At 61.7% G+C, this 12,680-nt stretch carries 14 protein-coding genes; 9 read left to right on the forward strand and 5 right to left on the reverse strand.

The features are described from left to right. The first annotated feature begins 165 nt into the window (after positions 1-165). Together Q8L50_RS13900 and Q8L50_RS13905 are read left to right on the forward strand one after the other, a co-directional pair. Entirely contained in the window at positions 166-1,524 is a 1,359-nt protein-coding gene (locus Q8L50_RS13900; RefSeq protein WP_305349229.1) for a M23 family metallopeptidase, read from the forward strand. A 45-nt stretch (positions 1,525-1,569) separates the two neighbouring features. Continuing rightward, positions 1,570-2,766 (forward strand): anhydro-N-acetylmuramic acid kinase, encoded by a 1,197-nt coding sequence (locus tag Q8L50_RS13905; RefSeq protein ID WP_305349230.1) that lies wholly within the window; start codon positions 1,570-1,572, stop codon positions 2,764-2,766. Positions 2,767-2,820: 54 nt separating this feature from the next. Here the strand turns inward: Q8L50_RS13905 and erpA are convergent, their stop codons facing one another. From erpA to rplM, 5 genes are all read right to left on the reverse strand, one after another. Beyond that, entirely contained in the window at positions 2,821-3,186 is a 366-nt protein-coding gene (erpA, locus tag Q8L50_RS13910; RefSeq protein ID WP_305349231.1) for an iron-sulfur cluster insertion protein ErpA, read from the reverse strand. Between the two features lie 103 nt (positions 3,187-3,289). Further along, entirely contained in the window at positions 3,290-3,733 is a 444-nt protein-coding gene (locus Q8L50_RS13915) for a polymer-forming cytoskeletal protein (RefSeq protein WP_305349232.1), read from the reverse strand. 27 nt (positions 3,734-3,760) lie between these two features. Continuing rightward, positions 3,761-4,468, reverse strand: coding sequence for a DUF6776 family protein (locus Q8L50_RS13920; RefSeq protein WP_305349233.1), 708 nt, complete (start codon positions 4,466-4,468; stop codon positions 3,761-3,763). A gap of 180 nt (positions 4,469-4,648) precedes the next feature. Further along, positions 4,649-5,041, reverse strand: coding sequence for a 30S ribosomal protein S9 (gene rpsI, locus Q8L50_RS13925; RefSeq protein ID WP_305349234.1), 393 nt, complete (start codon positions 5,039-5,041; stop codon positions 4,649-4,651). Then, positions 5,038-5,493 (reverse strand): 50S ribosomal protein L13, encoded by a 456-nt coding sequence (rplM, locus tag Q8L50_RS13930; RefSeq protein WP_305349235.1) that lies wholly within the window; start codon positions 5,491-5,493, stop codon positions 5,038-5,040. Before rplM ends, rpsI begins: the two co-directional genes overlap by 4 nt. A 275-nt stretch (positions 5,494-5,768) precedes the next feature. On the opposite strand from rplM, the gene Q8L50_RS13935 reads away from it, so the two are divergent. The 7 genes from Q8L50_RS13935 (at position 5,769) to Q8L50_RS13965 (ending at position 12,680) form a co-directional block, all read left to right on the forward strand. After that, a complete protein-coding gene (locus tag Q8L50_RS13935) occupies positions 5,769-6,764 on the forward strand; it encodes a 23S rRNA (adenine(2030)-N(6))-methyltransferase RlmJ (RefSeq protein ID WP_305349236.1) in 996 nt (331 codons plus the stop codon). Between the two features lie 23 nt (positions 6,765-6,787). Beyond that, entirely contained in the window at positions 6,788-8,839 is a 2,052-nt protein-coding gene (locus Q8L50_RS13940) for a protein kinase (protein ID WP_305349237.1), read from the forward strand. A gap of 117 nt (positions 8,840-8,956) precedes the next feature. Then, positions 8,957-9,964, forward strand: coding sequence for a 1,2-phenylacetyl-CoA epoxidase subunit PaaA (gene paaA, locus Q8L50_RS13945; RefSeq protein ID WP_305349238.1), 1,008 nt, complete (start codon positions 8,957-8,959; stop codon positions 9,962-9,964). Next, positions 9,961-10,254, forward strand: coding sequence for a 1,2-phenylacetyl-CoA epoxidase subunit PaaB (gene paaB, locus Q8L50_RS13950; protein ID WP_305349239.1), 294 nt, complete (start codon positions 9,961-9,963; stop codon positions 10,252-10,254). The genes paaA and paaB overlap by 4 nt, the downstream gene beginning before the upstream one ends. After that, positions 10,254-11,039: a 1,2-phenylacetyl-CoA epoxidase subunit PaaC gene (gene paaC, locus Q8L50_RS13955; protein WP_305349240.1), complete on the forward strand. Its 786-nt coding sequence runs from the start codon at positions 10,254-10,256 to the stop codon at positions 11,037-11,039. The genes paaB and paaC overlap by 1 nt, the downstream gene beginning before the upstream one ends. A 4-nt stretch (positions 11,040-11,043) precedes the next feature. Further along, positions 11,044-11,544: a 1,2-phenylacetyl-CoA epoxidase subunit PaaD gene (gene paaD, locus Q8L50_RS13960; RefSeq protein ID WP_305349241.1), complete on the forward strand. Its 501-nt coding sequence runs from the start codon at positions 11,044-11,046 to the stop codon at positions 11,542-11,544. A gap of 11 nt (positions 11,545-11,555) precedes the next feature. Then, positions 11,556-12,680 carry a 2Fe-2S iron-sulfur cluster-binding protein gene (locus Q8L50_RS13965; protein ID WP_305349242.1) on the forward strand — a complete coding sequence of 375 codons (1,125 nt, stop codon included), beginning with the start codon at positions 11,556-11,558 and terminating at the stop codon, positions 12,678-12,680.

Here is a 12,680-nt window from a genome sequence, read left to right on the forward strand (position 1 = left end):
GGGGCCAAGCAAGAGATGGCCTGTAAATTGCAAACCGATTCTAAGTTGTTGACTGGCCTGGTGATTTTGCCGGCCGGTCATCCCCTCATCCGTCGCTGTCAGGCTGCTGCTGTCGCCTGAAGCCTAGCCAAGTTGGGAACGCCAGTTTTGATCAAAAACGATCTAGTGTACGGACTGCAAGCAGTCACCCGCCTCCTTCGCCGCCATCCCAAACGAGTCACCGGCACCCTCGCAGCCCTGTTGCTGGGTACTGGCGTCACCGCTTTCGGAGTCGCCCCGCTTGCACCGGACGCGGCCGACCTGCCGGTTCGTCAGGTTCTGGAAGCCGTGCAAAGCCTGCCGACCGAAGCGCAGACCGACGCCCTCAGCAGTTTCCGCTTCACGCTGTTCCGCAGCGAAACCACGCGTAGCACCGACACCGTCGACGCCCTGCTCAAGCGCCTGAATATCGACGACACCGCAGCAGCTGCTTTTTTGCGCAGTGATGCCAACGGCCGCCTGACACTGCTCGGACGCCCCGGCAAAAATGTGACAGTCGAGGCGACCGACAGCAACCAATTGCTCAAGCTGAGCGTGCGCTGGGCCACCGACGACGAAGAAAAATTCACACGTCTGGTGGTCGAGCGCGATGCCAACAACCATTTTTCTTCACGCGTGGAAACAGCCCCGTACAGCCGCTCAACCCAGCTTGCAGGCGGAGTCATCCGCAGCTCACTGTTTGCAGCGACCGACGAGGCCGGCATCCCGGATGCCGTGGCCGTACAAGTGGCAGAAATTTTCTCGGGTGACATCGATTTTCACCGTGCCTTGCGCAAGGGTGACCGCTTCAGTGTGGTTTATGAAACGCTGGAAGCCGATGGCGAGGCCCTTCGCACCGGCAGGGTGCTGAGCACCGAATTTGTCAACAACGGCAAAACGCTGCAGGCGATGTGGTTCCGTGATCCGACGGCAACGCAGCCGATGGCGGGTGCCACAGCGGCCAAGGGCGGTTATTACACCCTGGACGGCCAGAGCCTGCGCCGCGCCTACCTGGCATCACCTATGGAGTTTTCGCGGGTCAGCAGCGGCTTCAAGATGCGTTTCCACCCGATTTTGCAAACCTGGCGCGCCCACCTCGGGGTGGACTATGCCGCACCCACCGGCACCGCTGTGCGCAGCGTCGGCGACGGCGTGGTCGAGTTCGCTGGCGTTCAAGGCGGCTTTGGCAACGTCGTGTTTGTCAAACACCGCAACAACCACACCACCGTTTACGCGCATTTAAGCCGCATCGGCGTGCGCCAGGGCCAAAGCGTGAGCCAGGGCCAGGATCTGGGCGCAGTGGGCTCCACGGGCTGGGCCACCGGCCCGCATTTGCACTTCGAGTTCCGCGTCAACGGGCAGCATCAGGACCCGATGACGATTGCCAAACAAAACGACACAGTGCCCGTCTCCGCTTCGGCCCTGGCGCAGTTTCGCCAGCTGGCTGGCCAGGTGAAGCAGCAGCTACAAGCGGCAGCAGACACCACCCAACTGCGCGCAGAGTAGCCGGGGCCGGCTCAGGGGCGCCGCCCCCATGCGGCAAAATGACGCATGGCTGATTACTACATCGGATTGATGTCCGGCACCTCGCTCGATGGTGCAGATGGCGTTCTGGTGGATCTTTCGGGTGCTGTACCGCAGGTCCTGCTGTCTGCATCCACGCCCTTCCCGCCCGCTTTTCAGGCCGAGCTGCTGGCGCTCAACACCCCCGGGGCTGACGAATTACACCGCGCTGCGCTGGCGGCCAACCAGCTGGTGCTGCTGTATGCGAGGGTGGTGAAGGCGCTGCTGGCCCAAGCCTCATTGCAAGGCATTCAACCTGACAGAATTCGCGCCATCGGTGCGCATGGCCAGACCGTGCGCCATCGCCCACAAGAGTTTGCAGACGACCCGCTGAGCGGCGGTGCCACGGCCGGCTACACCCTGCAACTGAACAACCCGGCGCTACTGGCCGAGCTCACCGGGCTGGATGTGGTCGCTGACTTCCGCAGCACCGATCTGGCCGCTGGCGGACAAGGCGCGCCGCTCGTGCCGGCCTTTCACCACGCCGTTTTTGCCCGGCCTGATCACGCCGTTGCCGTTCTCAATATAGGCGGCATCAGCAACCTGACCTTGTTGCCCGCCAGCACCGCGCAACCCGCGGTTACCGCGACAGGTTTTGATTGCGGGCCCGGCAACGCCCTGATGGACTTCTGGTGTCTGAAACACACCGGCCAGCCCTACGATGCTTCAGGCGCCTGGGCCGCATCGGGCCAGGTGCTTACCGGCTTGTTGACCGCTTTGCTGGCTGAACCCTACTTCGCCAAGGCAGCACCCAAAAGCACCGGACGTGATCTCTTCAACCCCGCCTGGCTTGCCGTTCAACTCAATGGCTTTGAAGGCAACAGGCCGCAGGACATACAGGCCACACTCACCGCGCTCACTGCACAAGCCTGCGCGCGCGACCTGCTGCGCCACGCGCCGCACAGCACGGAGCTGCTCGTGTGTGGCGGCGGCGCCTTCAATGCCGAGCTGATGCGGCAACTGGCCAGCGCCCTGCCCCGGATTTCCGTTCAAGCCACCACTGCCCGCGGCCTGCCGCCGTTGCAAGTCGAAGCCGCCGCGTTTGCCTGGCTGGCACAGGCCTGGCACGAGCAGCGGCCCGGCAACCTGGCGGCCGTCACCGGGGCCAGCGGTCCGCGTGTGCTGGGCGCCCTCTACCGGGCCCCCACGGTCGCTCACTGGCCTCACCTTGAGCAGCGGCCATAAAAAAAGGACCCGAAGGTCCTTTTTTTATGCGCTTCCGGAGAAGCCGTATCAGGTTCAGGCCGAGAAGCTGGAGCCACAGCCGCAGGTGCTGGTCGCATTGGGGTTCTTGATGACAAACTGGGCGCCCTCGAGGTCGTCCTTGTAATCAATTTCTGCGCCCACCAGGTACTGGTAACTCATCGCGTCGATCAGCAGCGACACCCCGTTTTTGGTCATGGTGGTGTCGTCTTCGTTGGTGATATCGTCAAACGTGAAACCGTAAGAGAAGCCGGAACAACCGCCACCCTGAACAAACACGCGCAGTTTCAGATCCGGGTTGCCTTCTTCGGCAATCAGGTCCGCCACTTTGGCCGCCGCGCTGTCGGTAAAGACAAAGGGGTCCGGCATCTGGGTCTGGATGTTTTCAGCAACTGCGCTCATGGGAGTCTCCGTTCTTCACAATTCAGTCAATTCGGTCAATTTAACCGATTCATGGTACAGCACTTCGATCAACCACAAGGCGCATGCAGGCTTAGAAATTGGCCTACAGGCGTCCAAAGCCGCTGACCGAGCCCTCGTCGCGCACTCTTTCAACGTTGTTGGCAGCGAGCTTGAGCAAGGGCTTGTCGCCGACTTCGTGGTTGATGGGCCGCAACTGTCCAAAGATGACGGCGCCCTGGTGCATTTCAAGCGCTTTGTAAGCCACATCACCCTGAATCTTGGCCTTGGGCTGAAGTTCGAGCAGCTCGACCGCATGTACCGGTCCCATGACCCGCCCATTGATGATGACGTGGTCGGCATAGATGTGGCCGGTCACACAGGCCGACTCGCTGATCACGAGAATGCTGGGGCTGCCTTCGTTGGCACGTATGTCACCGATCACTTCGCCATCAATGCGCAAGCCGTCGGTGAACTTCAGGTTGCCTTCAATACAGCTGCCCTCGGCAATCAGGCTCTTGATGGGGGGTTGCGTTTTTTTACCGAACATGACAAATCCTGTGTTGGGAAATGGCGGTCAGAGCTTGAGCGTCTGCACCGAGCGGACGACCGTTCCTTCAATGACTTTGGCCGTGACTGTTTTTACCACGGCAAGGGGGGGCAGGTCGAGCACTCCTTCCATGCGGCGATATTGCTTGAACTGCAGCGGCTGCCCGCCAGCGGGCAATACGGCGGTCCAGGGTTTGCCGGCCAGCGTCCCGCCCAGTGTCAACTCGAGTTTGCCGTTGAAAACCGGTGCGTCCTTCACTGGTTGAATCACCAGTACCTGCCACTTGAGCTGCATGGCAGACAGGGTTTCCGCCTGCAGACCGCGTATGGCGACGGTTTCTGCGCCGCCTGCAGGCAGCAGCTTTTCAAAAAAACCCAGGTCATCACGCAGCAGGCGGTTATCGGCTTCCAGCTGTTTGATCTGGACCATCATTTTTTCCTGTGCGGCCTTTTCAGCGGTCAGCAGGCTTCCGGAAATGTTGGCAATCGACTGCGATTTGTCACGCTCGGCTCGCAGCGCGGCTACCTCCTCGCGCAGCTTGGTCAATTCGAGCTTGGCGTCCCGGTCCAGCCCGGCGATGCTGACGCCCAGCTCAAACGTCCAAAGTGCGATGGCGGCGGAAAACCCCAGCATCACTGCACCCATCGCCCAGCGCAGAGGCCAGGGCAAGGCACTGCGAATGGCCATGCGCGGAGAGCTGATGGTCAGGCGGCGGCGAAACAGTCGGAACTTCAAAAGGCAGAGCCTGCGGTTTTTATTTCAGGAGGGTGCATTGTGCACGCAGATCGTAGGCGCGCCCTGCCCGTGCCTCGTAAAGTGCGGTAAGGGCTTGCATCTGGCAGCACGCAGCGCGCGGCCATGAAAAAAGCCGCCAGGCGCAAACCGGACGGCTTATTCGGAAACTGCAGAAACGTATTAACGCTTGCTGAACTGCTTGCGGCGGCGTGCCGAGCGGAAACCGACCTTTTTACGTTCGACTTCACGCGCATCGCGCGTCACAAACCCGGCCTGGCTCAGCACCGGCTTGAGTGTGGTGTCGTAGTCGATCAGCGCGCGTGTGATGCCGTGGCGGATCGCGCCGGCCTGGCCGGACTCACCACCGCCGTGGACGTTGACCATGATGTCAAAAGTTTCGACATGGTTGGTCAGGTGCAGCGGCTGCTTGCAGATCATGATCGAGGTTGCGCGGCCGAAGAAGGTCTGGATGTCACGGTCGTTGACGGTGATCTTGCCAGTGCCCTTTTTGATGAACACACGGGCGACGCTGGATTTGCGACGGCCGGTGCCATTGTTCCAATCACCAATCATTTGGCCACCCCGTTCGATAAAGCTGCGATTTCAAGCACTTTGGGCTGTTGGGCGGTATGCGGGTGCTCTGCACCACCATACACCTTGAGTTTTTTGATCATGGCGTAACCGAGCGGGCCCTTGGGCAGCATGCCCTTGACGGCTTTTTCCAGGGCGCGGCCCGGGAACTTGGTTTGCATGTCGCGGAAATTCGTTGCCGAGATACCGCCGGGGTAACCCGAGTGGCGGTAGTAAATCTTGTCGGTCGACTTGGCGCCGGTGACACGAAGCTGGGCTGCGTTGATGATGACGATGAAGTCACCGGTATCGACGTGAGGCGTATAAATGGCCTTGTGTTTGCCGCGCAAACGGAGAGCAACTTCGCTGGCTACTCGTCCGAGGACCTTGTCGGTCGCGTCAATCACAAACCACTCATGCACCACGTCAGCGGGTTTTGCGCTGAAAGTTGTCATGGTTTACTTTTCAAAAGTTGGTTTGAGCAGCCCTTTTCCACGGTCGGCGTTTCTCTGATGGAAACCTCTTAGGTGGTGTTCAAAGCTTCGCCGCGGGGCCAGCCATTCGCTGCGAAGCCCTCGATTATACAAATATCGGGGACGGCGCGCCAATAAAACCGGCCCCGGCTGCGGAAAGAGGCGCGGAAACGCGCTTTTTGGCGTAATTTCAAGGTCAAACTGAGGGACGGAGTCGTTTTTTCGGGCAAAAAGGCCCTGCCCGTTAACATAGCCCCATGTTCAGTTACCGCCACGCCTTCCATGCCGGCAACCACGCCGATGTGCTCAAGCACACCACGCTGATTGCGTTGATGAAGTATTTAACCCAGAAGGACACGGCACTGACCGTGATCGACACCCACGCCGGCGCCGGGCTTTACCGCCTGGATGGCGACTACACCGAGACCAGCGGCGAGGCACAACACGGTGTTTTCCGCCTGTTTTCCATGCCAAACAAGGCTATAGCCCCGGTACCATCTGCGCAAGCAGCTATCAAGACCATAGCAACTCGCAAGCCAACGAGCTCCAAACCGCCGGTCAACGAGGCCCTGGCCCCAGCGCTGCAAGACTATGTGGACCTGCTGCACCGCCTGAACCCGCAGCTGGCCGAAAGCGGCGATGCGGCACATCTGAAGATTTACCCGGGCTCGCCCTTTATCGAACAACAGTTTCTCAGCGGCCGCGACAAGCTCAAGCTGTTCGAGCTGCACCCGACCGATTTCAAGTCGCTGACCGGCAACATCGCGCAGCTGGGTGTGGGCCGGCAGGTGAGCGTCACCTGCGAAGACGGCTTCGAGGTACTCAAAACCTTTTTGCCGCCGCCAGCGCGCCGCGCCATGGTGCTGTGCGATCCGAGTTACGAGATCAAGACCGATTACGCCCGCGTGGCAGCCTGCATGGCAGACGCTGTGAAGCGTTTTGCCACGGGCACCTATGTGGTCTGGTACCCGGTCATTCCGCGTCCCGAGGCCCATGATTTGCCGCGCAAGCTCAAAACCATGGCCACCAAGGCTGGCCGCAGTTGGCTCAATGCCACACTGACGGTCAAGTCCAGCAAGCTGACCACGGACGATGCGGGTGATGTCGTGCGTCCCGGCCTTCCGGCCAGCGGCATGTTTGTGATCAACCCGCCGCACACGCTCAAGGCCGAGCTACAGGCCGCACTGCCGCAGATGGTGGCGCGGCTTGGGCAGGACCGCAATGCGGGCTTCACGCTGGAGCACGGCGGCTGATTCCGCTTGCGCCGTGAACCGCCATGAGCCTGATTCTTGTGGTTGAAGACGATGACGCGATCCGCGGCAACATCGTGCGCCTCTTGAACCTGGAAGGCTTTGAAACCGCCTCCGCGGCAGACGGCCTTGCGGGTCTGGCCCAAGCCAGGCGGCGTGCGCCGGACCTGATCATCTCGGACGTGAACATGCCCGGCATGGACGGCTTTGCACTGCTGGCAGCAGTGCGTGGCGATGCGGCGTTGGCAACCATCCCATTTTTGCTGCTCACCGCGCTGGACGACCGCGCCAGCATGCGGCGCGGCATGACCACAGGCGCCGACGACTACCTGTCCAAACCCTTCACGCGCAACGAGCTGCTGGAGTCTGTCAACGCCCTTCTGCGCAAAAGCGCGCGGGTTGAAACCCGCATCGCGACCGGACTGGCAGCGCTGGAGGCGCGCCTGCGCAACGCTTTTGCCGATCACATAGGCGGCGAGAAAAACGATGCTTTCACGGTCGAAGCGCCTGCTGACGACGCTGCGCGGCAGGTGCTGGAAGCCACGGTGCTGGTGTCCACCATCCACAACTTCACCTCACTGGCCGAGAAACTCGATGCCGGCGAAGTCTCGGAGTTGCTGACCGAATACTCCGGGCGCAGTTGCCAGCCGGTGCTGACAAACGGCGGTCGGCATCTGAAGTTTGTCGGCGACGGCCTGATGGCCGTGTTTGCCGATACGCTCAGCGAGTCGCCGCTGTCGGCCTCGCGCCGCGCCGTGTCCGCGGGTCTGGCCATGGCACTGGCCGCGCATGAGTTTCGGGCCTGGCTGGTGCAGCGTTTTCCGGGGCGCGGCTTGCCTGATTTTGCCGTGGGCGTCGGCCTGCATTGTGGCCCGATTACCCTGTGCCGCATGGGCACGGCGGACAGCCACGACATGCTGCCGGTGGGCGACACCGTCAGCCTGGCGGCACGCCTGGAGGCGGTCACGCGCGAGCGCGGCTGGACAGTGCTGACCAGCGAAGCGGTGCTGGCGGGCGCCGGCCCTGGCATTCAAACCGGGACGCGCGACGCGCTCGCTGTACCCGGCAAGCAACTGACCCTGGATGTGGTGGAGATCACCGGGCTGCAAACCCAGCTCGACGACAAGATCCACGGCATGGCCAGCCTGACCGAGCGCGCCGCAGAAGTCAGCGCAGCAGTCAGGACCAATTCAGACATCACGGCCCGCGCGGTGAAAGACGCGCTGCAAGCCAAGCTGGCCGCGCTGAAAGACCTGCGGTTTGAGGCCGGTACCGAGCCGGTGCGCCTGAAAGGTTACCGCATCACCCGCAAGATCGGCTCGGGCGGCATGACCGAGGTGTACCTGGCCGAACGCGAAAGTGATGGCCTGCCGATTGTGCTGAAGGTGCTGGACTCCAGTGGCAAAGAGGCGTCTGAACACCTGGTGCGTTTTATCCAGGAGTACGCGCTGCTGAGCCAGATCAAACACCCGCATGTGATCACCATCCATGACCAGGGTTTCAGCGACGACCACGCCTACATTGCGATGGAGTATTTCGAGCGCGGCGACCTGCGCGCAGAGCTTGACTCCGGGATGACACGCGAGCGCGCGCTGGCCGTGGCCGGGCAACTGGCCATGGCACTGGCCGCCATCCACGGCCAAGGCATTGTGCACCGCGACATCAAGCCCGAAAACGTCATGCTGCGCAGCGACGGCAGCGTGGCCCTGGCCGATTTCGGTATCGCCAAGTCCATGCTGCAGGCGGAAAGCCTGGGCCTGACCCAGACCCGGCACGGCGATGTGGTGGGCACCCCTTACTACATGAGCCCTGAGCAGGTCAGTGGCAAGGCGGTGACAGTGCAGTCCGATCTGTACAGCCTGGGGGTCATGTTTTTCGAGATGCTGGCGGGCCGGCGCCCGTTTGTCGGCGACTCGCTGGAGTCGCTGCTGGCCAAACACCTGCACGCTGCCACGCCGCCACTGCCCGCTGCACATGCGGACCTGCAAGACCTAGTGAACCAGCTGATGGCCAAAGAAGCCGCCCAGCGCTACCCCACTGCCAACGCGCTGTTGGCAGACCTGGCCAGGCACTCCTGAAAGCCCCTCCTCCGGGCTGCTTCAATTAACCGACCGATCGGTCGGTTAATTGCTATACTGCCATTTGGCGGCGTCACAAGTGGCGCCTTCAAGCCCCTTTGGCAGAGGAGACAAGACATGTACACACAATCGCTGGACGTTCCCGATACTTCGGCGCCGACCCTCGCCTCGGTTGCTGCGGCGCCGGATGCGCAGCAGACCCGTTTTGACGAAAAAATAGATGCCGATCAGAAGATCGAGCCGCAGGACTGGATGCCCGAGGCCTACCGCCGCACTTTGGTACGACAGATCAGCCAGCACGCCCACAGCGAAATCATCGGTATGCAACCCGAAGGCCAATGGATCTCGCGCGCGCCTTCGCTCAAGCGCAAGGCGATTTTGCTGGCCAAGGTGCAGGACGAAGGTGGCCACGGCCTCTACCTGTACTCAGCCGCCGAAACCCTGGGCGTAGGCCGCGACACGCTGCTCGACGCGCTGCACACCGGCAAGGCCAAATACAGCTCAATCTTCAACTACCCCACCTTGCAGTGGGCCGATGTCGGCGTCATCGGCTGGCTGGTTGATGGCGCGGCCATCATGAACCAGGTACCGATCTGCCGCTGCTCCTACGGGCCCTATGCACGCGCCATGATCCGCATCTGCAAGGAAGAAAGTTTTCACCAGCGCCAGGGCTTTGAAAGCCTGATGGTGCAAATGCAGGGCACACCCGACCAACGCGCCATGGTGCAGGACGCAGTGAACCGCTGGTGGTGGCCGGTGCTGGCCATGTTTGGCCCGCCCGATGCCGACAGCACCAACGGCGCGCAGGGCATGCGCTGGGGCATCAAACGCATTTCCAACGACGACCTGCGCCAGAAGTTTGTTGATGCCACCGTGCCGCAGGCTGCGGTGCTGGGCGTGACGCTGCCCGACCCCGATCTGAAATGGAACGAAGCGCGGCAGCAGCACGACTACGGCGCGATTGACTGGGACGATTTCTGGGCCGTGGTCAATGGCAACGGCCCCTGCAACAAAGAGCGCCTGGCCAACCGCGTGGCAGCGCATGAGGACGGCCAGTGGGTGCGTGATGCGGCGCAGGCGCATGCAGCCAAACAACGCGCACGCCAGTTGAAGGAGGCTGCATGAGCACCCCGCAAAATGAGTGGCCACTGTGGGAGGTTTTTGTCAGGTCCAAACAGGGCCTGGAACACAAACACTGCGGCAGCCTGCACGCCACCGATGCGCAGCAGGCGCTGCAAATGGCGCGTGATGTCTACACCCGGCGCCAGGAAGGTGTGAGCATCTGGGTCGTGCCGTCCAACAGCATCACGGCAAGTGAGCCGGACGACAAACCCGCATTTTTTGAGCCCATGGCCGACAAGATCTACCGGCACCCAACCTTCTACGAAATTCCTGATGAAGTGGGTCACATGTGATGGCTGTACTGGCAACACCCGTCAGCGCCCCGCTGGACTACCTGCTGCACCTGGCCGATAACGCGCTGGTGCTGGGCCAGCGCAATGCCGAGTGGTGCGGCAACGGTCCGGTGCTGGAAGAAGACATCGCGCTGGCCAACATGAGTCTGGACCTGATCGGCCAGGCGCGGATGTTGTACCAGCATGCGGCTGTGGTGGCGGGTGGTGGCGCGACGGAAGATTCGCTGGCCTACTTCCGCGATGCTGCGGCCTTTCGCAACTACACCTTGCTGGAACTACCGCATGCCTCCAGCACCTCTGAGCGCGACTACGCGGTAACCATCACCCGCAATTTTTTCTACAGCGCACTGATGCTGCTGCTGTGGGAGGCGCTGCAAACATCGACAGACTCGCAACTGGCAGCGATTGCCGGCAAGTCGCTCAAAGAGGTGCGTTACCACTTTCGCCATTCGCGCGACTGGCTGGTGCGGCTGGGTGACGGCACAGCCGAGTCACACGCCCGCAGCCAGCGGGCTGTAGACCATTTAATGCCTTACACCCAGGAGTACTGGGCGCAAGCAGCTATTAAAAATATAGCAACTTCAGAGCGCGTTGCTGGTATGGCAAGCCTGCAGACCCGCTGGGACGAACTGGTCAACGACGCTTTCGAAGAGGCCGGCCTGCAACGCCCGCGTGTCATGGCCAAACCGGCACAGGGCAAAAACGGCCAGCACAGCGAGCACCTGGCGCCACTGCTGGCCGAGATGCAAAGCCTGGCGCGCGCGCACCCCAAAGCGCAATGGTGAAGCCTTGAACACCCTGCAAGCGGTATGGGACGCGCTCGATGCCGTGCCCGACCCGGAGATTCCGGTGGTGTCCATCCGCGAGCTGGGTATTTTGCGCGATGTGCGCCACACCAGCGACGGTGTGGAAATCATCGTCACGCCCACCTACAGCGGCTGCCCGGCCATGGGGCAAATTGAAGACGACATCCGCGCGGCGCTGACGCAGCTGCAAATCAGCGCGCGCATCACCACCCAGCTGGCACCGGCCTGGACCACCGACTGGATCAGCGCAGCGACGAAGGAAAAGCTGCGCAGCTACGGCATTGCGCCGCCGCACACCACCACGCCCGACAGCGACAAAGTGATCCGCTTTGCCGCCCGCAAGTCCGCGCCTGATGCGGTCGCCTGCCCGCAGTGCGGCTCAGTCAACACCACCGAGACCTCGCACTTTGGCTCGACCGCCTGCAAGGCCTTGTACAAGTGTCTGGACTGTCTGGAGCCATTCGATTACTTCAAACCCTATTGAATAAAGCGTCCATGTCCGTTCCCCACTTTCACCCGTTGCGCATCACCCGCGTCACACCGGAAGCCGCCGGTGCCGTCGCCATCAGCTTCGCCATTCCGCCCGACCTGCGATCGCTCTACGCGTTCACGCCGGGCCAGTTCCTCACACTCAAGGCGCAGATAGGCGGCGAATCCGTGCGCCGCAGTTATTCCATCTGCAGCAGCACCCAGCACCTGGCAGCCGCGCAAGAGATCGAAGTCGGCATCAAACCGGTTGCAGGCGGTGTTTTTTCCAACTGGGCCACCCGCCTGCAGGCTGGCGACACGCTGGACGTGATGCCGCCCGATGGCCGTTTCACGCCGCGACTGAACGGGGCCGTGCACCGCGTGGGCTGGGCAGCGGGCTCGGGCATCACACCGCTGTTGTCCATCATCGCCAGCACACTGGCCGGCGAGCCAGACTCCCGCTTCACCTTGGTGTATTGCAACCAGCGCAGCAGCTCCATCCTGTTCAACGAAGCCCTGCAAGACCTGAAAGACCGCTACCCGGCGCGCCTGAGCCTGATTCATTTGCTGTCGCGCCAGGCACAGGATGTCGCACTTTTTAACGGCCGGCTTGACGCCGCGAAAGTCAGCGAGTTGCTTGGCAGCCTGATTCCAGCCGCCGGCATTGACGAAACCTTCATCTGCGGCCCTGAAGCCATGATTGAGGGTTGTGAAAAGGCCCTGTTGGCCGCCGGTGTGCCCAGGGCGCATATCCACGCAGAACGGTTTTTGAGCGGGCCGCCAACCCCAGATGCTATTAAATCAGGAGCTGTTTACGCAGTTGGGATAAGGGCTAACGGCCAAAATGGCTCTCTAAAAAGCGCAGTGCCCGGCCCCATCCATTTGACAGTGCAACTCGATGGCAAAGCACACGCGCTGCGCATGTTTGCGCATGAAAAAGTGCTGGATGTGGCCCTGGCCGCAGGCCTGGATCTGCCCTACAGCTGCAAGGGCGGCGTCTGCTGCACCTGCCGTGCCAAGGTGACTGAAGGCCAGGTGGCGATGGAGAAAAACTTCACGCTTGAAGACTGGGAAGTCAAAAAAGGCTTTGTGCTCAGCTGCCAGGCCAGGCCGCTGACGGACAGCGTCTCTATCAGTTACGACGAGCGCTAG

Source organism: Polaromonas sp. (assembly GCF_030680935.1).
Taxonomy (GTDB): domain Bacteria; phylum Pseudomonadota; class Gammaproteobacteria; order Burkholderiales; family Burkholderiaceae_C; genus Polaromonas.